This is a genomic window from Empedobacter sp. UBA2044 (assembly GCF_002333005.1).
Taxonomy (GTDB): Bacteria; Bacteroidota; Bacteroidia; order Flavobacteriales; family Weeksellaceae; genus Empedobacter; species Empedobacter falsenii_B.
In genome coordinates, this window is sequence record NZ_DDBA01000020.1 from 24,687 (window position 1) to 45,364 (window position 20,678).

The 20,678-nt window shown below is 31.1% G+C and carries 23 protein-coding genes and 3 tRNA genes; 6 read left to right on the forward strand and 20 right to left on the reverse strand.

Translation table 11 applies throughout. The annotated features are described in order from the left end of the window. Positions 1 to 28 precede the first annotated feature (28 nt). The 3 genes from purB to B4E59_RS02810 are packed head-to-tail and all read right to left on the reverse strand — an operon-like array spanning position 29 to position 3,678. Positions 29 to 1,456 carry an adenylosuccinate lyase gene (gene purB / locus B4E59_RS02800; RefSeq protein WP_291051200.1) on the reverse strand — a complete coding sequence of 476 codons (1,428 nt, stop codon included), beginning with the start codon at positions 1,454 to 1,456 and terminating at the stop codon, positions 29 to 31. A gap of 21 nt (positions 1,457 to 1,477) precedes the next feature. Next, on the reverse strand, positions 1,478 to 2,332 hold the full coding sequence (locus B4E59_RS02805; protein ID WP_291047529.1) for a fructosamine kinase family protein: 855 nt from the start codon (positions 2,330 to 2,332) through the stop codon (positions 1,478 to 1,480). Between the two features lie 56 nt (positions 2,333 to 2,388). Next, positions 2,389 to 3,678, reverse strand: a complete 1,290-nt coding sequence (locus tag B4E59_RS02810) for an adenylosuccinate synthase (protein WP_219034680.1) — start codon at positions 3,676 to 3,678, stop codon at positions 2,389 to 2,391. A 230-nt stretch (positions 3,679 to 3,908) separates the two neighbouring features. Here B4E59_RS02810 and B4E59_RS02815 point away from each other — a divergent pair, with 230 nt between their 5' ends. Together B4E59_RS02815 and B4E59_RS02820 are read left to right on the forward strand one after the other, a co-directional pair. After that, a complete protein-coding gene (locus tag B4E59_RS02815; protein ID WP_286495857.1) occupies positions 3,909 to 4,598 on the forward strand; it encodes a DsbA family oxidoreductase in 690 nt (229 codons plus the stop codon). 60 nt (positions 4,599 to 4,658) lie between these two features. Continuing rightward, positions 4,659 to 5,012: a TonB-dependent receptor domain-containing protein gene (locus tag B4E59_RS02820; RefSeq protein ID WP_185144102.1), complete on the forward strand. Its 354-nt coding sequence runs from the start codon at positions 4,659 to 4,661 to the stop codon at positions 5,010 to 5,012. A gap of 49 nt (positions 5,013 to 5,061) precedes the next feature. Here the strand turns inward: B4E59_RS02820 and B4E59_RS02825 are convergent, their stop codons facing one another. The 6 genes from B4E59_RS02825 to B4E59_RS02850 form a co-directional block, all read right to left on the reverse strand. Continuing rightward, complete coding sequence (locus B4E59_RS02825; protein ID WP_221854559.1) at positions 5,062 to 5,679, reverse strand: N-acetylmuramoyl-L-alanine amidase family protein; 618 nt, start codon at positions 5,677 to 5,679, stop codon at positions 5,062 to 5,064. A gap of 79 nt (positions 5,680 to 5,758) precedes the next feature. Continuing rightward, positions 5,759 to 7,087 (reverse strand): DUF58 domain-containing protein, encoded by a 1,329-nt coding sequence (locus tag B4E59_RS02830; protein ID WP_291051206.1) that lies wholly within the window; start codon positions 7,085 to 7,087, stop codon positions 5,759 to 5,761. After that, a complete protein-coding gene (locus B4E59_RS02835; RefSeq protein WP_219034683.1) occupies positions 7,087 to 8,073 on the reverse strand; it encodes an AAA family ATPase in 987 nt (328 codons plus the stop codon). Before B4E59_RS02835 ends, B4E59_RS02830 begins: the two co-directional genes overlap by 1 nt. Continuing rightward, positions 8,073 to 9,317, reverse strand: a complete 1,245-nt coding sequence (locus B4E59_RS02840) for a DUF4350 family protein (protein ID WP_221854557.1) — start codon at positions 9,315 to 9,317, stop codon at positions 8,073 to 8,075. The genes B4E59_RS02835 and B4E59_RS02840 overlap by 1 nt, the downstream gene beginning before the upstream one ends. Continuing rightward, positions 9,314 to 9,976 carry a hypothetical protein gene (locus tag B4E59_RS02845; protein WP_291051213.1) on the reverse strand — a complete coding sequence of 221 codons (663 nt, stop codon included), beginning with the start codon at positions 9,974 to 9,976 and terminating at the stop codon, positions 9,314 to 9,316. Before B4E59_RS02845 ends, B4E59_RS02840 begins: the two co-directional genes overlap by 4 nt. Then, positions 9,963 to 10,958, reverse strand: coding sequence for a stage II sporulation protein M (locus tag B4E59_RS02850; protein ID WP_291051217.1), 996 nt, complete (start codon positions 10,956 to 10,958; stop codon positions 9,963 to 9,965). The genes B4E59_RS02845 and B4E59_RS02850 overlap by 14 nt, the downstream gene beginning before the upstream one ends. A gap of 29 nt (positions 10,959 to 10,987) precedes the next feature. On the opposite strand from B4E59_RS02850, the gene B4E59_RS02855 reads away from it, so the two are divergent. Both B4E59_RS02855 and B4E59_RS02860 read left to right on the forward strand, forming a co-directional pair. Then, complete coding sequence (locus B4E59_RS02855) at positions 10,988 to 11,710, forward strand: RDD family protein (RefSeq protein ID WP_291051220.1); 723 nt, start codon at positions 10,988 to 10,990, stop codon at positions 11,708 to 11,710. Positions 11,711 to 11,740: 30 nt separating this feature from the next. Next, a complete protein-coding gene (locus B4E59_RS02860) occupies positions 11,741 to 12,112 on the forward strand; it encodes a YchJ family protein (protein WP_219034687.1) in 372 nt (123 codons plus the stop codon). A gap of 84 nt (positions 12,113 to 12,196) precedes the next feature. Here the strand turns inward: B4E59_RS02860 and B4E59_RS02865 are convergent, their stop codons facing one another. The 5 genes from B4E59_RS02865 to B4E59_RS02885 form a co-directional block, all read right to left on the reverse strand. After that, entirely contained in the window at positions 12,197 to 13,033 is an 837-nt protein-coding gene (locus B4E59_RS02865; RefSeq protein ID WP_291051223.1) for a tetratricopeptide repeat protein, read from the reverse strand. After that, positions 13,008 to 13,490, reverse strand: coding sequence for a hypothetical protein (locus B4E59_RS02870; protein ID WP_291051226.1), 483 nt, complete (start codon positions 13,488 to 13,490; stop codon positions 13,008 to 13,010). Before B4E59_RS02870 ends, B4E59_RS02865 begins: the two co-directional genes overlap by 26 nt. A 66-nt stretch (positions 13,491 to 13,556) precedes the next feature. Further along, positions 13,557 to 14,270, reverse strand: a complete 714-nt coding sequence (locus B4E59_RS02875; protein ID WP_219034688.1) for a nucleotidyltransferase family protein — start codon at positions 14,268 to 14,270, stop codon at positions 13,557 to 13,559. 1 nt (position 14,271) lies between these two features. Continuing rightward, complete coding sequence (locus B4E59_RS02880) at positions 14,272 to 14,694, reverse strand: RapZ C-terminal domain-containing protein (RefSeq protein ID WP_219034689.1); 423 nt, start codon at positions 14,692 to 14,694, stop codon at positions 14,272 to 14,274. Continuing rightward, positions 14,687 to 15,703: an aminoglycoside phosphotransferase family protein gene (locus tag B4E59_RS02885; protein WP_219034690.1), complete on the reverse strand. Its 1,017-nt coding sequence runs from the start codon at positions 15,701 to 15,703 to the stop codon at positions 14,687 to 14,689. Before B4E59_RS02885 ends, B4E59_RS02880 begins: the two co-directional genes overlap by 8 nt. A gap of 105 nt (positions 15,704 to 15,808) precedes the next feature. Here B4E59_RS02885 and B4E59_RS02890 point away from each other — a divergent pair, with 105 nt between their 5' ends. Further along, complete coding sequence (locus tag B4E59_RS02890; RefSeq protein WP_147279970.1) at positions 15,809 to 16,273, forward strand: hypothetical protein; 465 nt, start codon at positions 15,809 to 15,811, stop codon at positions 16,271 to 16,273. Between the two features lie 76 nt (positions 16,274 to 16,349). Then, entirely contained in the window at positions 16,350 to 16,985 is a 636-nt protein-coding gene (locus B4E59_RS02895) for an NAD(P)H-dependent oxidoreductase (RefSeq protein ID WP_114999737.1), read from the forward strand. Positions 16,986 to 17,033: 48 nt separating this feature from the next. On the opposite strand, the gene B4E59_RS02900 is transcribed toward B4E59_RS02895, so the two are convergent. The 6 genes from B4E59_RS02900 to B4E59_RS02925 form a co-directional block, all read right to left on the reverse strand. Continuing rightward, positions 17,034 to 18,680, reverse strand: coding sequence for a DUF8614 domain-containing protein (locus B4E59_RS02900; RefSeq protein WP_291051229.1), 1,647 nt, complete (start codon positions 18,678 to 18,680; stop codon positions 17,034 to 17,036). Positions 18,681 to 18,941: 261 nt separating this feature from the next. Further along, positions 18,942 to 19,017 (reverse strand) — tRNA-His (locus B4E59_RS02905). A 42-nt stretch (positions 19,018 to 19,059) separates the two neighbouring features. Beyond that, positions 19,060 to 19,135, reverse strand: a tRNA-His gene (locus B4E59_RS02910). A 41-nt stretch (positions 19,136 to 19,176) separates the two neighbouring features. Then, positions 19,177 to 19,252: transfer RNA gene (locus tag B4E59_RS02915), tRNA-His, on the reverse strand. 118 nt (positions 19,253 to 19,370) lie between these two features. Beyond that, positions 19,371 to 20,072, reverse strand: a complete 702-nt coding sequence (bshB1, locus tag B4E59_RS02920; RefSeq protein ID WP_125349099.1) for a bacillithiol biosynthesis deacetylase BshB1 — start codon at positions 20,070 to 20,072, stop codon at positions 19,371 to 19,373. A gap of 3 nt (positions 20,073 to 20,075) precedes the next feature. Beyond that, positions 20,076 to 20,669 (reverse strand): glutathione peroxidase, encoded by a 594-nt coding sequence (locus tag B4E59_RS02925; protein ID WP_181816287.1) that lies wholly within the window; start codon positions 20,667 to 20,669, stop codon positions 20,076 to 20,078. Positions 20,670 to 20,678: the final 9 nt, after the last annotated feature.

Below are 20,678 nucleotides of genomic sequence, written 5' to 3' on the forward strand. Positions count from 1 at the left end.
TTGTTTCATGTGTTTGTCTTAAGCGTGTTTACACTTTAAGGTCTGTATGAGCGCCTAAAAGTGTTTTATTTTCTTCGATAATTGGATCAACCAAATCTTTTAAGAATTCTTCTGTTTGTTCAGAAGCAAATCCTGTAAAGTTTTTCGGATCTAATAATTCGACTAATTTCTCTTTGTCAATTTTTACATTTTCATCGGCAATGATACGTTCAATTAAATCGTTAGATTTTCCTTCCATTTTCACTTGTTTTGCAGCTTCCATAGAATGTGTACGGATAATTTCGTGTAATTCTTGACGATCTCCACCATTTTTAACACCTTCCATAATGATATATTCGGTTGCCATAAATGGTAATTCTTCCGCGATATGCTTCTCGATGATTTTAGGATAAACGACTAAACCATCTAAAATATTGTTCCAAATGATTAAAATTGCATCAATCGTTAAAAATGCTTGAGGTACTGCTAAGCGTTTGTTAGCCGAATCGTCCAACGTTCTTTCGAACCATTGAGTTGAAGCAACCATTGCAGGAGAAGTTGCTAAGGACATCACGTATTTCGCTAAAGAGGCGATACGCTCTGAACGCATAGGATTGCGTTTGTATGCCATTGCAGAAGATCCAATTTGATTTTTTTCGAAAGGTTCTTCAATCTCTTTTAAATTTTGTAATAAACGCAAGTCGTTTGTAAATTTATGTGCAGATTGTGCAATGTTTGATAATAATTCTAATGCTTGAGCATCAATTTTACGATCGTAAGTTTGTCCTGAAACTGCAAAAACATTTTTGAATCCGAAACGTTCAGATAATTTTTTGTCTAATGTTTTTACTTTTTGGTAATCTCCATCAAATAATTCTTTGAAAGAAGCCGCTGTTCCAGTTGTTCCTTTTACACCGCGAAAACGTAACGTATCTATTCTGAATTCTAATTCTTCTAAATCTAATAAAACAGATTGTAACCAAAGTGTTGCACGTTTTCCAACGGTTGTTAATTGTGCTGGTTGGAAATGCGTAAATCCTAAAGTTGGTAAATCTTTGTATTGACGCGCAAATTTTGCTAAACCATCAATCACATTGATTAATTGTCCTTTTACATGTTGAAATCCATCACGAATCTGAATCAAATCTGTGTTATCGCCAACAAAAGCCGAAGTAGCGCCTAAATGAATAATTGCTTTTGCGCTTGGTGCAACATCACCGTACGTATGCACGTGAGCCATTACATCGTGACGAAATTTCTTTTCGTAAGCCGCAGCAACATCATAATCAATATTAGTTGCATTATTTTTTAATTCTTGAATTTGTTCGTCTGTAATATCTAATCCAAGTTCCTTTTCAATTTCTGCCAAAGCAATCCAAAGCTGTCTCCATGTTGTAAATTTTTTCTCAGGAGAAAAGATATATAGCATTTCGTCGCTACAATATCTCGATTCTAAAGGATTTTGATACTTGTTCATTGTATTTGTTTGTTTTGTTTTTTAAAATTTTTTCAAAATGGTTTGCACATCTTTCACATAATAACCTTCGAAAAGGTAAGCGTGTATCAGCAATGGAAATAATTGTGCAATTGGTAAACGCTCTTCGAAATTTGGTGCTAAAGGATTATTTTCGTGATAGGCATCAAAAAATACATCATCAAATCCTCCAAAAAGCTTTGCAATAGCCAAATCCATTTCGCGATGACCATAATAAATTGCAGGATCTATAACCGAGAATTCGCCTTTTTTGTTGGCTAAAATATTTCCATTCCAAAAATCTCCATGCAATAAAGCAGGTTTTTCTTCTGGAAATATCGAATTCAATTGTTTACATAAACTCTCTGCAGATTTTATTTGTTTTGAATTGATTAATTGTTTGTTTTGCAATAGTTTCATCATTGGCATGATGCGATTTTTTGCATAAAATTCGCTCCAAGAATCTGTTAAACTATTCGGCTGAACGACAATTGCAATGTAATTATCTTCTGACCAACCAAATTGTTTACTTGTATTTTGATGAAGTTTTGCTAAATTTTTTCCTAAGTTTTCCCAATTTACAACAGTTGGAGTAGAGGTTTCCATCCATTCTAATAATAAATATTGAAAATCTTTTCCAGCTTCGCCAACATTTACCACTTTCGGAACCGAAAATGTTTTGGTCTTTTTGATGGCTTCTAAAGCACGTGCTTCTTTCTTGAAAAGATGAGGAAAGTTGTTTGCGGAATTTACCTTTAAAAAATATTTTTTATCAAACGATTCTAATCGAAAAGCATCGTTAATATCACCACCTTTCATCGGGACGATAGAATCTATACCTAAATTCAATTGTTTTAATCGTTCTAAAATTTCGTTCATAAAAATATCTCATAAAGTTATAGCCCAACAAAAGACAGGCTATACTATTTAATTTATTAAAATAAAGTTGTTCTAATAATGTTTTGAGAACGCTCTGGTCCAACCGAAACTAAATAAACTTCGATTCCTAAGTATTTCTCAATGTAGTGAATGTAATCTTGCGCTGTTTGCGGTAACTCATCAAAAGATTTTACGTTTGTAATATCTTCTTTCCATCCTGGTAATTCGTCGTATTGCGCTTCGTAATCAGCTAATTTAGTTGTAGAAGAAGTGAAATAATCAATGATTTTTCCGTCTTCTGTTTTGTAACCTGTACAAACTTTTACTGTATCAATATTCGACATTACATCTAATTTAGTAATTACTAAATGTGTAATTCCATTAATCATACAAGCGTGTTTCAATGCAACTAAATCTAACCAACCTGTGCGGCGTGGACGACCTGTCGACGCTCCGAATTCGTGACCAACTTGACGAATTTGTTCTCCTAATTCGTTGTCCAATTCTGTTGGGAAAGGACCGTTACCAACGCGTGTACAATATGCTTTCGAAACTCCAATCAAATTTTTCAATTTTGTAGGAGGAACTCCAGCACCAACACAAACTCCACCTGTTGTTGGAGAAGATGATGTAACGAAAGGATATGTACCAAAATCGATGTCTAACATTAATGCTTGAGCACCTTCGAATAATACATTTTTACCTTCGTCAATTGCGTGGTTAATTTCTAACTCAGAATCTAAGATACGTTCTTTCAAACGCTCACCATAAGCTAAATATTTTTCGTAAATGTCTTCGAATTTTAATGGTTCTTTATTGAATAATTTTTCGAATAAAGCATTTTTAACCACTAAATTTTCTTTGATTTTTTCTGCTAAAACTTCAGGATTTAATAAATCAATTGCACGAATACCAACGCGCGCTACTTTATCCTCATAACAAGGACCAATTCCGCGTTTTGTTGTACCAATTTGACTATCTTTTCCTGCAAATTCTTCACGATATTCGTCTAACAAAATGTGATAAGGCATGATGATATGCGCTCTTCTCGAGATAAAAACGTGATCTGTAGATAAACCTTTTGCTTCTAATTGTTCAGTTTCTGCAAAAAAAGCTTCAGGATTTACTACGACACCATTCGCAATAATACATTTTCCTTTGCATTGTAAAACTCCAGAAGGTAATAAGTGTAAGACAAATTTATCATCGCCTACATATACCGTATGACCAGCGTTGTTACCACCTTGGTAGCGTACAACATAATCCGATTTTTCGGCTAATACATCTGTAATTTTTCCTTTTCCCTCGTCACCCCATTGAAGACCGACTACTACGTGTGTTGACATATTGTTTGTTCGTTATTTGATTTGGAATAAAAATGAAACTAATCATCTTTTCTTGGTTCACTGCAAAGGTAATTTAAACCTTGTCTTAAACAAATTTAAAACTCAATTTAGCACGATTATTTTTCAAGATTTTGTTAATAATTTTTCAAGATAAAATTAACCGAAAAATAACCGAATCCATTCAAATAAAAAGCGTATTTTTACAAACTTTTACACCAAAAATTTCTATAATGAAAATTGAAATCTGGTCGGATGTAATGTGTCCGTTCTGTTATATCGGAAAAAAACATTTTGAACAAGCTTTAACGCAAATTCCTTATCAAGATAAAATACAGGTTGAATGGAAAAGTTTTCAGTTAAATCCTGATTTATCAAAAACTGAAATTACTTCTGTCAATGATTATTTAATCAAAACAAAAGGAATTTCGGAAGAACAAGTTTCGGCAATGAATAATCAATTGGCTGAAATGGGAAAAGTTGTTGGAATTGATTTTCAACAACAAAATTCTAAAGTTGTCAATACGGGTGATGCTCACCGATTGATTCATTTTGCGCAAGCGAATGGAAAAGGTTCGGAAGCAGAAGAAAGACTTTTTAAAGCGTATTTTACAGAAGGTAAAAATGTAGCTGATTATGAAGTTTTGGCTGAATTGGGAGAAGAAATTGGTTTGAACAAAACCGAAGTTCTTGAAATGCTAAATTCTGATGCAAATGTTTTTGAAGTTGCTTCGGATATTTTAGATGCGCGTAATATTGGTGTTTCTGGCGTTCCGTTTTTCGTAATTGACCGTAAATATGCACTTTCTGGTGCTCAACCAGTCGAGTATTTCGTTTCTGCTTTGACACAAGCTTACGAAAAAGATCATTTGGACCAACCACAAAATGGTGCTTCTTGTGATGTAGACGGAAATTGTGATTAATACAATTTGCAAATAAATATAGAAAAGGACTTCAATTGAAGTCCTTTTTTTCGTTTTATATTGATTGATAATTTTCTAAAAATTGTACAATTTTTTCTGCTAATTGATTTTTATGAAAAGAGCTTTTCAAAGTTTTATATTCAATATCAGTCAACAGAAGATCATTCGTTCAATTTTAATTTTGGGCGAAGAATTCAACGACCAGCTTTTTGGGAATTAAATCCAAATAAATGGTATAGTAATCCTATTTCTTACACAGAAGGAAATCCTTTTATGCAACCAGCTTTTGTGTATAATTTCGAGTTAAGTTATGGATTCAAAGATTATTTACAAGCAAAAGTTTATTATCAAAATATACAAGATGATTTTGGTCAAATTGCCTTTCATCAAGAACAAGAATTGGATGGAAAATAGAGAAAAAACAAAAAATCTCAGAGCAAAATACTCTGAGATTTTTTTATGTCTAATTCTTCAATGCTTCAAAAATTTTATCCGCTATTTTAGGGTAATTACTTTCGTTTGTTAAGATTTTTCGGTCATCGTCATTTGTTAAATAACCGATTTCAATCATAATAATTGGAACTTGTGAATCTCGTAATATTTTCGAATTTGTTTCAACAATTCCTAAGTTTTCAAAACCTAAAGAACTTATACTTGTTCCAATTTTTTCGCCAAGTATTTTACATTCTTCGAAAGTAGGATTCAATGGAGAAAGGTGAATTTCTGTTCCTTTTTTCGAATCTTTTACATTATAATTTGCATGGATTGATAAAACCAAATCAGGTTTTATTTCATTAATCATTTTCGCACGACTTGTATTGATAATTTGTTCGTCACCTTTTCTCAATAATACAAAATCAATATCTGTAAAAGGATTTTTTTCTTGAATAATTTCTGCAATTTTCAGCGCAATATCTTTTTCCTGAAATTCATCTTTTTTTACGCCAGTATCTGTTCCTCCATGTCCAGCGTCCAAAAGGATTACGCGCTTTGTAGAAGGTGTTTTATTTTCAATAAAATTTGTTTGTGCAAAAAGACCTGTTGTTAAAATTAAACAAAAGATCTGTAATAGTTTTTTCATGGGTTGTTCAGATTAAATTGACCAACTTTAAGCAATAATTGTGCTTTTTTTTCTAAATAATTGGTTAAATAAAACTTTTTTAAAACAAACCTCGCGCTTTTATCTCTAAATATTTATTGATTAAGTTAATAGACAATTCTTGTGGTTCGCAGTAAATCGTTAAAATCCCGAATTGATGCAAACGATTTATGATTAATTCTTTGTCGTAATTAAACTTTTCGGCAATTGTTTGATCGTAAATATCAGTAGTATTCTTTGCTTTCTGATGATTAAGTTTATTCAATTCCGAATTTTTAAAAAGAATCAAAACGACAATATGCGATTTTTTGATCAATTTCAGATAGGGTAATTGACGTTCTAAACCATCAATTGTCTCGAAATTGGTGTAAATAAATAGAAGCGAACGTTGCGTTAATTTTCGTTTGATATAGGCATACAATTGTCCAAAATCACTTTCCAAAAAATCAATTTGTACATTGTATAATTTCTCCAAAATCAATTGTATTTGATGATTTTTTCTATCCGCAACAACATGATCTTGAATTCTTTTATTGAATGTAATTAAACCTGCTTTTTCATTTTTTTGAAGTGAAATATTTGCGACAACTAAACTAGAATTGATTGAATAATCCAACAATTTTAAACCATCAAAAGGCATTCGCATCGTTCTTCCTAAGTCAATTAACGAATAAACAGGCTGCGATTTTTCTTCTTGAAATTGATTGACCATCAGTCGATTTACTTTTGCCGTTGCTTTCCAATTTATCAAACGATATTCATCCCCAATCGTATAATTTTTTATATTTTCAAATTCTGTATTTGTTCCAATTTTTCGAATCCTTTTCATTCCAAATTGATTTTGTAACTGAGCGGTAGAATATAATTGAAACTGTTTTAATTGCAAATAAGAAGGATAACATGCAATCGAAATTGGTTCGTTTATTTTGATCTTTTTCTCAATCAATCCAAAAACAGAAATAAATACATTTGTTAATCCAAATTTATACGAACCTCGTTCTGTTGGTCGAATTTTGAAATCAAATTTAGTATTTTGATCACTTTTAAATCGTTTTCTAAACTGAAAATCTCTTAATTGTAATTGAACAGGAAACTCTTCTATAATCCTTACATTTAGAGGGAATTGATAATGATTTGTTACGAAAAGTTCCAATTCATTTTCATCACCATTTGAAAGTCGTTCTGGATAATTTCGAAGAACTTCAATGGAAGTTTTAGGAATATAAACCAAAAATATTTCGACAATAACACTGACGATAAAGACAACTGTCAAAATCTTTGCAATGATGTAAATAGAAGATAGAAAAAATGCGATTACATAACAAAATGCAATCAATAATCCCGCATAAAAAAAACGATTGGTAAGAAATAAGCTTCTGAAAAATTTCATTAACGAGGAATTTCTACGCGATCAATAATTTGCTGAATAATATGTTGTGTTGTAAAACCTTCCATCTCTTTTTCAGGAACCATCACAACGCGGTGTCCCAAAATTGTATGCGCAATTTGCTTGATATCTTCTGGAATCACAAAATCGCGTCCATTCACCGCTGCATTTGATTTTGCAGCATCTAAAATCGCGATAGAAGCACGTGGCGATGCACCCATATACAAGGTTTGATCGATTCTGGTTTGATGAACAATTGTCGCAATATACGTAATCAACGCTTCGTGTACGAAAACTGATTTTATGCGATCTTGGAACTCAATAATTTCATTTCCTGAAATTACTTTTTCTACCAACGTTTCTTTGTCAATATTTTTGCGTTCTTGTTGTTCTTTCAATAATTCAATTTCACTTTCTAACGAAGGATATTTGACATAAATCTTAAACATAAAACGATCCAATTGTGCTTCTGGTAAGCGATATGTTCCTTCTTGCTCGATTGGATTTTGAGTTGCAAAAACTAGAAAAGGAGCTTGTAAAGGATAAGTTGTTCCATCAACCGTCACTTGTCTTTCTGACATCGATTCGAATAAAGCCGCTTGAGTTTTTGCAGGCGAACGGTTAATCTCATCAATTAAAATAATATTCGAAAAAATTGGTCCTTTTTTGAACTCAAATTCATTGATTTTAGAATTTAAAATAGACGTTCCAATCACGTCAGAAGGCATTAAATCTGGCGTAAACTGAATTCTACTAAAACCAGAATCTATCGTTTTTGCCAACAATTTTGCCATCATTGTCTTGGCAACTCCAGGTAAACCTTCAATCAGAGAATGTCCGTTAGAAAGCAAAGCCAAAATTAATTGATCGATAATATCATCTTGTCCGACAATTACCTTTTTCAATTCATTTTTTACAGTTTGCATTTTATGTTGTACATCCGAAAAATCGACTCTATTTTCGAATGGTTGATATGTATTTTCGCTCATTAGATATTTGCTTTTTGTTTATAGTTTTCGATGATTTGATACACAATTTTCAAATCGTGTTCATTTGGTTGATTTTTTTGATAAATATTTTTCAGAATCGTGAATTTTTCAAGACATTCTTCTTGGCTCAAATTTGCTTTTTGTGCAACAATTTCAATGAATTGTTTGTTTGTAATATCGTCTGTTTCGATTAAAAATGTTTTTCTCAATTTGTATAAAAAATAATCGATTTTCTTTGAAACAATGTCTTTTACTTCGCCATTTTCTTGGTATAAAGAGGAAATTGTCTTAGCAAATTCGACGGTATGATTTTCTTCTTTGGTATAAATTGGAATGATGCGTTGTTCGCGTTTGCTTCTAAAAATTAAAAAGAAGAAAAGTAAAACCAATAACGTAATCCAAGCAGCTTTTAGAGCTGGTTCGCTCATTATGAAACGCATCATTGATGAACTTCCTGCATAAGTTTTCGAGGTATTGTACCAAAAAATAGTTTTCCCTTTCAGTGGTTCTAAAACTGATTTAGCATAGAAATAACTGTCTTCATTTAACAAATAATAATTGGTAAAATAAATCGGTTCTGCGTGATATAAATAATAACCTTTATAATTTTTTGGTTTGATTTTTAAATAATTTGGGTAAGCCTTATCTTTATAAGTAATTGTTCCAAAAATTTCAGAATCATTTGTGATGTCGCTAAAATAATGATGTTCGATTTCTTTTTTCTTCTTTATTTTGAACAATTTATTTGTTCTAAGCTCAAAATGATCATTAATATTTATTGTCTGATTGTACAAGATATTCTCTTCAGATTCCGTAGAATCAGTTGTTGGTGTATCTGTAGAATACGTTTCTTCATTAATATCTTCTTTTCCATTTGTGTCATCACCAAAATTGTCATAATAATCTGCAATCATCACAATTCCACCATTTTCGGCAATTTTGCTCAATAAATTTTTAGAAACTGTATCAAAATAAATTTCAGAACCAAGCACAACAACTGCATAATCTTTTGCTTTTTTAGGATCAATTTTTAATTCAGAAAGTTTTTCCAAATCTTTCATTTTTCCATTGGATAACTTCCCAAGTTCTTCGTGCATAATAAATAATCCGTACGGATCTTTACTATTTTGATAAAGGCTTACATTCCATGATTTAGGAAGCTTATAACGAAGTTTTGAAAACGAAAACACAAAAATTCCGATCAATAAAATAGCGCCTAATAGAATACCTAATTTCTTTTTCATGAGGCTAAATATTGATTAAACTGATTGAAATTCGTCTTGAATTCGTGGTATTTATTTTTATCAATTTTAAATTTTCCAAACCAAACTTGATTGAAAATTTTAGTATTTTGATTGAATAAAATCTTTGATTTTTCGTCTTTTATTTGATTGATAAATTGTTGATTTGTTTTCTTTGGATCCCATTCAATCCAACCTTTTTTATCTAAATTTTGTAGATTTTGATAATGCAAATAACGAATTGCTAAAGCAAAATTTTGTTCTGTTTCTGCTTTATTGATTAATGAATTCAAATTAACTTCGGCTAAATTTTCTTCGATAAAATCAAAATCAGATTCGTCATATAATTTTTTCGAATTTCGTTTAAGAATTCCACCATTTTTGTAAATACGTGTGGCAAGAAAAATTAAGAATGATCCAATTACAAAATAGAAAATGATTTCCCAAGGTAAATAAGAGAGAAATCTAAAAATACCTTCGACTATTTTTGAGAAAAAGCCAGATTCGAATTCTTTTTTAGGTTTTGGAACATCATTATAATCAAATTCTTTTCCAGCATATTTTTCTTTGAATGCTTTAAATTCTGCTGTTTTTTCTTGTGCAAAAACAACGAATTGAATCAATAATAATGTAAATGTAAAAAATAGTCTAAATTGTTTCATTCGATTCTAAAGTTTGATTGAACGAAAAAGTTTTTTGTCTATTTTTTTGAATCGGATAAATGATGTAATACCAGATAATTAAGATTAATGAAAGGATTATCACCAATAAACTCAATACAATGTTAACATCATATAAACGCGTAATAAAACCTTCGATAAATCCAGCAATAATAAACATTGGAACAGTGCTTAATAAAATCATTACCGCTTCTTTTGCTTTGATTGTGAGTGATTTTTTTCGAGATAAAGTTTTTGGAAACATAAAGCCATTTCCAAGCATTAATCCGCAAGCGCCAGCTATAATAATCACCGAAATTTCGATTGTTCCATGCATCCAAATTGCTGACATTGCCTTTCCCAAAACGCCTTCTTTGAAAAACATATAATGAAATGCACCTAACATAATTCCGTTCGAAAATAGAATATATCCTGATCCTATACTGAAAAATAAGCCTAATGTAAAAGCGAAAAAAGCAACTCGAATATTATTGATTGTAATTGCTAACGTACTTCCTGTCTGACTTCCTGATTTGTAAATTGCTGCAGGATCGCCTTTTTTGATGTTCATTAATGTTTCGTCTACATATTGATTCCCTAAAATTAATCGTGTGAAATCGGGATCGAAATGCGATGATAAAACACCAATTAAAACTGCTAAAGCAAAAATCAAGAATGAATACAACAACATTTTGTGATTTTTGTAGACTACATTTGGCACATCTTCTTTGAAAAATTGCACAAATTGATTCCCAGAAGTTCGTTGATCTTTGTAAATTGACTGATGTGCAAATAAAGCTAACTCGTTCAAATAATCTTTTGTCTTACTTTTTGGGTAATAAGTTTGAGCAAACGCCAAATCATTTGTAATTTCGATGTAGTTTTTTGCTAAAATATCTGGATGAACATCAATTTTATTTTTCAAATTATGTTCAATATCAGACCATTTCGCCTTATTTTTATCAATAAAATGCGCTTCTCTCATAGTAGAGTAGTTGTTAGTGAACCAAATATATGAATAAACTTTTAGTCAATACACCACAAAACGTGCAAATTGCATATAATATTGCACCACTTGGAAAACGTTTGCTTGCGTATATCATCGATATGATTATCCGAATCATATTAGTCTACGGTATGTATTATTTCTCTGAGTTTATTCCGAATAGAGACGAATGGTTTCGTATGGGAATTTATAGTATAATAGGTTTTATATTTTTACTTTATCCGTTGATTTTAGAGATTTTAATGAAAGGGCAAACTGTTGGAAAATGGATCATGAAGATTCGTGTGATACGAATGGATGGAAACCGCGCTAATAATTTTGATTATTTCTTGCGTTGGGTAATTGGAATTGTCGAATTGTTTATGTTTTTTGGTTTGATTGCTTTGATTACAATGATTATCAATAAAAATGGTCAACGTTTAGGTGATATTGTTGCGAATACATGTTTGATTGATTTGAATCCGAAATTAGCTTTATCACAAACTATTTTCGCTGAAGTTTCTGAAACCTATAAAATTCGTTTTCCCGAAGTTTATCGCCTGTCTGATCGTGATATTAATATTGTAAAAGAAAATTTTACGTCTGCATTAAACAATAATAATTATGATATTTTATTAAAATTAACGCGAAAACTGGAGGAAATAATGGAGGTGAAAAGTGATGGTTTAGGAAATATTGATTTTATTCAAGTGGTGATTCAGGATCATTATCATTACCACAAAGACAAGTAAACAGTATCTTTGCAAAAAATAAAGAATAAAATGAATTGTCCTTGTTGTTCTGGAAAAGTATATGCAACTTGTTGCGAACCTTTTCATTTGAATATTGAATTGCCAAAAACTCCCGAAGAGTTGATGCGTTCTCGTTACGCTGCTTTTGCAATGGTTTTGCCTGAATATTTAGTTGATACAACACATTCTTCTACGCAAAAAGATAATGATTTTAGTGATATCGAAGATTGGGCAAAATCGAATAAATGGTTAAAGTTAGAAATTGTTTTTGCTAAAGATAATAAAGTTCGATTTAGAGCTTATTACCAAGACAAACAAGGTGAAATCTACGAACATGATGAACTTTCTAGGTTTGTGCAAGAGAATGGCAAATGGTTTTATGTAGATGGCGAGTTTTATTGATTTTTAAAAATAAATTCAGAAAATATTATTTCAAGCGAAGTCTAGAAATTAAAAAAAATGGATATTTTTTTTGAGCAATTACTTTTACAATTCCTTCAATTTATCCTGAATTTCTGTATCATAAATTTCTAAAAAACGTTCGTCATAAGGATAAGTATCTTTGAATCCTTTCTTAATCAAAACTAAGCTTTTATTGTAATTTATTTTTGCAGAATCTTTTTGATTAGTAAGTCGGAATGTTTCGGCTTTATAGTAATAGGCTTCCGCAATATTTTTATCCAAACCGATTGTTTTATTGTAAAAATCTAAAGCTTTTGAATAATTTTTTCGATCAGCTTCAATTTTTCCACGATAAGTGTACATTCTTGGATAAATATTATCGGGATTTTTTTCGGATGCAATAAATTTATCATAATAAACAATCGCGGAATCGTAATTTCCTAAACCTTGATAAGACAACCCCATCAAATAATAAATATTTTCTCCCCAAGGATATTCTACAACATTAGACAATTTATCCAAACGATGAAAATCTATTAATGAATTTTCGTAATCTCTCAATCTTGTTTGTTTTATCCATCCAGAATAACCCAAATAATCTCTTGGATTCATCTCTATTACTTTTTTTAAGCGACGAATTCCTTCTTCATTTTCACCAGCTTTATTGTACGCAACTGAAGATTCCCATAGAATTTTTTCATTTTTAGGATTTGTTTTTATCAAATGATCTAACATAAAAACTGAAAAATAACTTCCTTGAGGATCAGATGATAAATTAAATCTTGTTTTAAGAGTTGAAAAAAACAATGAATAAATTAATAAAGCACAAATACCAAAAATCGGAATAGAAATTAATAATTTAAATGTTCCCCAAATAATTCGCCACGTTTTTGACTTAAAAAATGTCTTCAACTTTTCCATCCTTTAATTTTATTTGAATTTGATAATACGAATCTACATTTTTCCCGTTCCAATCTTTTAATTGTTGAACAATAGCAACAATTTTCTTTTGCAAATCATCAGAAATTTCAACCTTTTTATAATCTTGGTCAACTGCTTTAATTCTGAAATAACCAATTTCGTTTTTACAATTAATTACAAAACGTACATTTATATTTCCAGAAAAATTAGGAAATTTTAATTGATGAATTGGTTCTGAAATTACCTTACGAATGCCATAACGCTCTGTTTTGTAACCTGCGTCAGTACCATAATATTGATAAATCATAGAAGAACAAGGCTCGAAAGAAGTGCCTTTATCAATAATTTCTTTTTTATGAATCTTTCCAACTTTTGTTTTGAAAGAAAAGTAAAGTATTGAAGCGAGAATTATCACTACAACAATAGTTAAATAGACAAAATAATTAATGTATTTCATTCTGTCTAAGATATGTAAACTTTTTGCATAAAAAAACTCAATCCATTGAATTGAGTTTTTTGTTTTCTATTTAAAATATTGTTCTGCTTCTAACACGCTTTCTGGTCGACCTACGTCGATTAAAATTCCGCCAGAATGATCAAAACCAATGATAGATTCAGTTTTCATCAAGTCCATATAAACTTTCATGATAGAAAATTTACCTTTCTCTGTAATTTTATCAAATAGAGTAGGAGAAATAACATGAATTCCACTAAAAGCTAAATCTTTGCAATTGTCTAAAGAATCTACAGCTTTTATTTCTTCTTCTGTTTTCAGATTTCGCCAACCTTTTAATTCATTTTGTTCATTGAAAAATAGTTTACGAGATGAATTTCGATCAGAAACTGCTAACGTTACTAACGCTTTGTTTTCTTGATGTGCTTTGATAAATTTAGCAAGATTTAGATCTGTTAAAATGTCCACATTCATCACCAAAAAATCTTCCTCGAAATTAGCTTTTGCTTTAACCAAACCACCACCAGTTTCAAGAACTTGATCTGTTTCATCTGAAATAGTAATTTCAATTCCGAAATAATTATTATCTTCTAAAAACTCAATGATTTGATCTGCAAAATGATGCACGTTAATCACGATTTCATTAATTCCGAAAGATTTCAAATATTCTATATTTCGTTGCAAAAGAGGTTTTCCATTTACAACTGCTAAAGCTTTGGGATGGTTGTCAGTAAATGGTTTTAAACGAGTCCCAAGACCCGCTGCAAAAATCATTGCTTTCATATTAATACGCCTCGTTTATCCAATTTTTTTCTTCTTGCACAATATGATGTAACGTAACTTGCGCTTCTGGAAATTTCTCTTGAATATGTTTTGCAGTCGCATCAGCAGAATAAACTGATCGATGTTGTCCGCCTGTGCAACCAAAATTAATTTCTAAATTCTCGAAACCTCGTTGCAAATAATCTTCGATCGAAATGTCAATAATTTGAAAAACACCTTCTAAAAAAACTGCAATTTTAGTTTCTGTTTTCAAGTATTTTTTAACCTCTTCGTCGCGCCCTGTTTGTGTTTTATATGCCTGAATTCGACCTGGATTTAGAATTCCACGACAATCAAAAACGAAACCACCACCATTTCCAGTTGGATCGGTTGGAATTCCTTTTTTATACGAAAAACTACGAACGTTGATGTTTAATTTAGCCATTTATTTTATGATTTATGCGTTCTAACGTTTCTGGAAGAACAAGGATTTTTATAATATGTTTTAATTCTGGATAATTTTGTAATATAGGATAATCGATTATTGATTCTAAGTTTTTAAGCCCAAATGAAATACTTTCTAAAAAGTGTTTTTTACGTTCAATAATTCCTCTCAAACCATAGGTTCCTAAAACTTGTAAAAGTCGAGCAACTACACAATATTCGTACGATTGACGAAAATCTATTGGAACTAAAGTTGGAATTTGTTTGGTTAATTCTTGGTAATAAAATTCGTATAATTCTTTTTTAAATTCAAATGGTAAATTGGCTTTTGCTTGCCAAATTAACGAAACCAAATCATAGACAACAGGTCCATATAAACCGCCTTGATAATCGATAAAATAAGGTTCGTTTTGATGAATCATAATGTTGCGCGTTTGGAAATCTCTGAACACAAAACCTTGTGGCGAAAGTTTATCAAATTGAGACGCAAAACGATCAAAATCTTTGATTAATTTTCCTGCATTGTAATCAATTCCTAAGACATCTAAAAAGTAAAAATTAAACTGAAATAAATCTCTTAAAATTAATGTTTTATCTAATTTTGGATACGAAAAAGTATGATTAAAATCGATTTTAGTTGCACCTTGAATTTGAGCAATTGCTAATTTTTCTAATGTCTTAAAATAATAAGGTTTTGCTTTTTCGAAATCATTCAAGACAATATTCATCAGTGTTTCGTCTCCTAAATCTGTTTGAACATAGGTTGCAAAATCTTCTGAAACTGAAACAATTTCTGGAATATTATTGATGACTTTTTTTAAATCTAAAGAGAACTGAATAAATACTTTATTTTCTTCAATATTAGAGCTTTCAGCCAAAATATACGACTGATTTTGATCAAAAAATCTCGAATATACTCGAGCTGAACCTCCTCCTGAAAGTTGAGTTAAACTTTCAATTGCTTTTTGAGTAAAGTTTTCTTGCAAAAATTGAGCTGTAGTATCGTTCATCAGAATATTTTGCGAAAGTTACGCATATCAAAAATGATTTAAAAATATTTGTTTGCTGTAACTTTTTTCAAAATGCTGCATCTATTTAGTAAAAGAGAAACTAATATGAAAAAAATAGCACTTATTATCGCAATGATTTCGTTACAATCATGTATTACAGTAAAAGTTAATGCAGATGTTGATTCGAATAATTTTTATAGAAAAGTGGATAATCCAAATATCAAATCGCAAGGAACTTTTTTTGACAAAGGAGTGGGGGATTCGAAATGGTCGAATTCGAATGGTGATAATTGGACAAAAGCGAAGTTTGAAGATGCTTCTGGAACGAGTTATATCAAGCTAAATGTTTCGAAAAGTTTAACTGCTAATTTTCATTCGAATATTAAATTAGAAGGCGAAATGATTTTTGAAATTGTAGATCAAAATAATGAAGTAGTGTTTAATCGTCAACTTACAAATTCGAAAGAAGAAAATTTTACAGTTGATTTAGCAAAAGGTGATTATCAAGTTCGTTGGAATTCTACGAATGCAACTGGAAGTTATTTTTTGGAATGGAAACAAGATAAATAACATAAATTTTAGCATATTTTTTGGTCGATCGATTACTTTTTTGATGTATTTTTAGAAAGATTTTAAATAAGTAATTATGTCTTTAATAGATGATTTGAAATGGCGTTACGCTACAAAAAAATATGATCCGTCTTTAATTGTTGAAGAAGAAGACGTTAAAAAAATTGTTGAAGCAGCTCGTTTAGCACCAACTTCATCAGGTTTGCAACAGTTCAGAATTTTAGTTATTAAAAATAAAGAATTGCAACAAAAAATTGTTCCAATTGCCTATGATCAGCAAGCGATTGTAGATTGTTCGCATTTATTGGTTTTTGTAGCTTGGGATCGTTATACAGAAGATCGTATTGATGCAATTTACGATTATACAACGGATGAGAGAGATTTGCCAAGAGGTCGTTTTGGTTCGTATACAGATAAATTGAAAGGAATTTATTTGCCTCAAACTTCTGAAGAAAATTTTGCACATACAGCTCGTCAAGCATACATTGGATTAGGTTTTGCTCTTGCTCAAGCAGCAGAATTGAAAATTGATAGTACGCCAATGGAAGGTTTTGATAATGCTGAATTGGATGATTTGCTTGATTTGAAAGAAAAAGGAATGCGAAGCGTTTTAATGCTTCCTTTGGGATACAGAGACAGTGAAGATTGGCTAGCGCCAATGAAAAAAGTTAGAAATCCGATGAAGGATTTTGCTACGAAATTATATGAATAACAAAAAAGCTTTCTCAATTTTGAGAAAGCTTTTTTATTGAATCTATTTTTACAATCCCAACATTTTTGGACCTTGTTCAAAAACAACATCAACTGGAATGTTTTTTGTTTTCAAGACATCTAAATCTTTTTGTAAATCGTCGTGAATAATTCCTTTATCAGCATATAATTTTTTTACACCATCATAATCTCCATTTCCTTGAAGTGTCAAAATTAATTCTGATAAACTATTCATTGCTTTTTCCATTTTAGCTACATTTACTCTGTAACGTCCATTTGTAGTTTTTTCGAAAGCTCCATTTTCAGCAAAATAGTTAAACGCAATCATGTTTGCTTGTCCGTGTGCAGAACTTGCTCCAAAACGAACTGAACGTAAGATTCCAGCCAAGAAAGTCACAAAATAATCTTCTTGTGTTCCTGTCAATTCACCTTTTTTCAACAATTGATTCACCATATACAAACCAAGAATATCAGCTTTTCCTTCTTCTAAAGCTGAATTAGCTTCTTTTAAAGCATCGCGGACAGAACCTTTTTCATTTACTGTATTTTTGATTCCTAAACCATGCGCCACTTCGTGAAACATCACATTAGAAAAGAATGCATCAAATTTGATGTTTTTCTGTTGGCTTTCATCAATCAAAGCAGTTGCAATTGGGGCAAGAATTTTATCAAATTTCGCTTTCATAGCATTTTTTAATTGCAAACGGCGCGTTCCTTTTTCTAGTTGAACTTTTTCATCATTTGGTAAATTAATCGCAATTGTTTTTCCAGCAGCGTTACAATCTCCCGCATAATACACCACATCATACGCATTAAGATCCGAATCAGTTCCAGGAATTTCTTTTTTGTAATTTGCAGAAACAGGTAAATTCTTCTGTAATTCTGGTAAATATTGAACGAATTTTGCCAATTTTTTCGACCATTCAATATCTTTTACTAAAATATATGCAGAATATGAAGTTTTATATCCAAACAATTGATCTTCGTAATTTTCAATCGGACCAACCACCATATCAATATTTGCATTTTTCATATCCATCCAAGCCAAATCACTTGCATAAAAATCATCGCTTATCAAAGCTGCAGCACGTAATTTTAAATATTTTTTAAGCCCAGCATCTTCTGCTAATTCTGATGCTTTTGTTAAATATTCAGCGGCTTTTGATAATTGATTTTTGAAATTTTCGTGGTATGGAATCGAATATAATTTTCCTTCACGATTACGACGAATAATTGAGTAAGGAGATTTACCATCTTTGATATTTGCTTGTTCAAATTCCTCTTTCGTCATATCAATTGGATAGAAAGTTGCACCAGCAGGTTTTGCTCCAATACCGTTTATAAAAGGCGTTTCGTTATTCAATCTATCCCAAGGACCGTAGTTTATTTTTGCATATTCTTTGGCTTCACCTTTCGTTTCGTCCATCAAATCTATTTTAGCACCATAAGCTTGTTGCCAAAATAAATCGTCCATAATATCTGCCGTTTTGAACATCAAACGTAAAATCTCTTTTTCGTTTTTTGTTAAATGCGAAATATCTGTTGTTAATGGAACTTGAGCATAATATTGAAAAGCGTAATCTTTTGTCATTTCTATTGAGGTTTGAGTTGATTCTGCTGCTGTTTTTTGAGTTGAACAAGAGCTTAAAACTCCAGCAAAAGCAATCATTCCTAAGAATATTGATGATTTTTTCATTTTGAATGTTTTGGTAAATTTACAACGAAGAATCAAACTAAAAATCATTCTTATTTTTTTTATCCATAAAAATATAATTTAAAATAACCAAGAATCCTGACTCCTAATCCAAAAATTAAAAAGCTTTAGAATGCAATTGTAAGAAGTTAGAGATAGAGCTTTTTTCTTATTCAGATTATCACAAATTTTTGCATTGCTCCCAAGTTTTGATATTAATTCAATAAAAAAATCTCAACTTCTATTGAAATTGAGATTTAATATGGGTGAATGATGGGTCTCGAACCCACGACCTCCGGAACCACAATCCGGCGCTCTAACCAACTGAGCTACAATCACCATTTGGTTTGAATTTTTTTTGAAACTAATTCTAAAGTTTTTAGGGTGAATGATGGGTCTCGAACCCACGACCTCCGGAACCACAATCCGGCGCTCTAACCAACTGAGCTACAATCACCATTTGGTTTGAATTTCTTTTGAAACTAATTCTAAAGTTTTAGGGTGAATGATGGGTCTCGAACCCACGACCTCCGGAACCACAATCCGGCGCTCTAACCAACTGAGCTACAATCACCATTTTTATTGCGAAATTAACTTTTATTTAATCTCTCAATTGGACTGCAAATATAGCCTATTAATCGGTACTTGCAAATAATTTTGACAAAAAAATAAAGGTTTTTTACACCTTTATTTCTAAATTAAAGAATCTAAATTATTTACGCCAATATAACTTCGCGAAATAAATCCTTCTCCACCTTCAGTTCCGATTAATCTTCCTAAATCATATGCACGATATCGGATAGAATCTGTAAAATTCTTCGATGAAATTGGTGTTTGAGGTTCGCTCGAATTTGGATCAAAAAATTGCGTTTTATACGCCATGCAAGCTTCCACTTTTGTATCAACAAAACCAGAAATATCAATTACAAAATGAGGTTCTAAAGGCAACCATTGAATGTAGTGGAAGTGCTTTTTTGGACGCCAAGCTGGTAATCCATTATCAATTTTTGGTAAACCCGATAAGAAAATAGCAGTATTCACTAAATCTGAACCTTTTCCATGATCTGGATGGCGATCGTGAGGTGCATTACTCAAAATAATATCAGGTTGATATTTGCGAATGATTTCGACAATTTTCAATTGATTTTCTTTATCATTCAAGAAAAAACCATCAGGAATTCCAAGATTTTCTCTTACAGCAACTCCCAAAATGTTTTTGGCATCATTTGCTTCTACACGGCGCGTTTCATCAGTACCACGAGTTCCCAATTCTCCTTTTGTTAAATCGAGAATACCAACTGTTTTACCGTTTTTAATTTCTTTTGCAAGTGTTCCTCCACATCCCAATTCTACGTCATCAGGATGAGCTCCAATTGCAAGAATATCTAACTTCATTTACTATTTATTTAACCAATCTATTATTTCTTTTGAATCTGGAGTTACTTTTGATGGATAAGAAGCCTCTAAAGTTCCGTCTTCGTTAATCAAAAATTTCGTAAAATTCCATTTTACATCATTATCAGATTTTCCGTTCAATGATTTTTTTGTTAAGAATTTGAAAATTTCATTTTGATTTTTTCCAATTACATCACTTTTTGACATCAAAGGAAAAGTTACGCCATAATTTAATTTACAAAAACTTGCAATTTCTTCATTGTTGTCAAATTCCTGACCTCCAAAATTGTCTGAAGGAAATCCAACAATAACTAAACCTTGATCTTTATATTCTTGATACAATTTTTCTAAAGCATCATATTGAGGTGTGTAACCACATTTTGAAGCTGTGTTAAGAATTAAGATTTTCTTTCCTTTCAAATCCGCGAAATTAAAATCGTCATCATTGATATCTTTGAATGTATAATCGTAAATTTTGTTCACTTTTTGAGGTGTTTTTGTTGTTTGATGAATGGTTTGCTTTTTAGAAACTTTCTTAGTTTCTTGCGCATTACAAGCTATAAATAGCCCTAAAAATCCGATGAATAAATATTTCATTGCGTACTA

What these genes read in the sequence shown, in the direction of transcription:
- B4E59_RS02835 (WP_219034683.1), bottom strand. Translation starts at nt 8,073, where the DNA reads ATGAGCGAAAATACATATCAACCATTCGAAAATAGAGTCGATTTTTCG.
- B4E59_RS02885 (WP_219034690.1), bottom strand. Translation starts at nt 15,703, where the DNA reads ATGAACGATACTACAGCTCAATTTTTGCAAGAAAACTTTACTCAAAAA.
- B4E59_RS02805 (WP_291047529.1), bottom strand. Translation starts at nt 2,332, where the DNA reads ATGAACGAAATTTTAGAACGATTAAAACAATTGAATTTAGGTATAGAT.
- purB (WP_291051200.1), bottom strand. Translation starts at nt 1,456, where the DNA reads ATGAACAAGTATCAAAATCCTTTAGAATCGAGATATTGTAGCGACGAA.
- bshB1 (WP_125349099.1), bottom strand. Translation starts at nt 20,072, where the DNA reads ATGAAGTTAGATATTCTTGCAATTGGAGCTCATCCTGATGACGTAGAA.
- B4E59_RS02850 (WP_291051217.1), bottom strand. Translation starts at nt 10,958, where the DNA reads ATGAGAGAAGCGCATTTTATTGATAAAAATAAGGCGAAATGGTCTGAT.
- B4E59_RS02880 (WP_219034689.1), bottom strand. Translation starts at nt 14,694, where the DNA reads ATGGCTAAATTAAACATCAACGTTCGTAGTTTTTCGTATAAAAAAGGA.
- B4E59_RS02825 (WP_221854559.1), bottom strand. Translation starts at nt 5,679, where the DNA reads ATGAAAAAACTATTACAGATCTTTTGTTTAATTTTAACAACAGGTCTT.
- B4E59_RS02830 (WP_291051206.1), bottom strand. Translation starts at nt 7,087, where the DNA reads ATGAAATTTTTCAGAAGCTTATTTCTTACCAATCGTTTTTTTTATGCG.
- B4E59_RS02890 (WP_147279970.1), top strand. Translation starts at nt 15,809, where the DNA reads ATGAAAAAAATAGCACTTATTATCGCAATGATTTCGTTACAATCATGT.
- B4E59_RS02900 (WP_291051229.1), bottom strand. Translation starts at nt 18,680, where the DNA reads ATGAAAAAATCATCAATATTCTTAGGAATGATTGCTTTTGCTGGAGTT.
- B4E59_RS02895 (WP_114999737.1), top strand. Translation starts at nt 16,350, where the DNA reads ATGTCTTTAATAGATGATTTGAAATGGCGTTACGCTACAAAAAAATAT.
- B4E59_RS02860 (WP_219034687.1), top strand. Translation starts at nt 11,741, where the DNA reads ATGAATTGTCCTTGTTGTTCTGGAAAAGTATATGCAACTTGTTGCGAA.
- B4E59_RS02865 (WP_291051223.1), bottom strand. Translation starts at nt 13,033, where the DNA reads ATGGAAAAGTTGAAGACATTTTTTAAGTCAAAAACGTGGCGAATTATT.
- B4E59_RS02810 (WP_219034680.1), bottom strand. Translation starts at nt 3,678, where the DNA reads ATGTCAACACACGTAGTAGTCGGTCTTCAATGGGGTGACGAGGGAAAA.
- B4E59_RS02925 (WP_181816287.1), bottom strand. Translation starts at nt 20,669, where the DNA reads ATGAAATATTTATTCATCGGATTTTTAGGGCTATTTATAGCTTGTAAT.
- B4E59_RS02855 (WP_291051220.1), top strand. Translation starts at nt 10,988, where the DNA reads ATGAATAAACTTTTAGTCAATACACCACAAAACGTGCAAATTGCATAT.
- B4E59_RS02875 (WP_219034688.1), bottom strand. Translation starts at nt 14,270, where the DNA reads ATGAAAGCAATGATTTTTGCAGCGGGTCTTGGGACTCGTTTAAAACCA.
- B4E59_RS02845 (WP_291051213.1), bottom strand. Translation starts at nt 9,976, where the DNA reads ATGAAACAATTTAGACTATTTTTTACATTTACATTATTATTGATTCAA.
- B4E59_RS02840 (WP_221854557.1), bottom strand. Translation starts at nt 9,317, where the DNA reads ATGAAAAAGAAATTAGGTATTCTATTAGGCGCTATTTTATTGATCGGA.
- B4E59_RS02870 (WP_291051226.1), bottom strand. Translation starts at nt 13,490, where the DNA reads ATGAAATACATTAATTATTTTGTCTATTTAACTATTGTTGTAGTGATA.
- B4E59_RS02815 (WP_286495857.1), top strand. Translation starts at nt 3,909, where the DNA reads ATGAAAATTGAAATCTGGTCGGATGTAATGTGTCCGTTCTGTTATATC.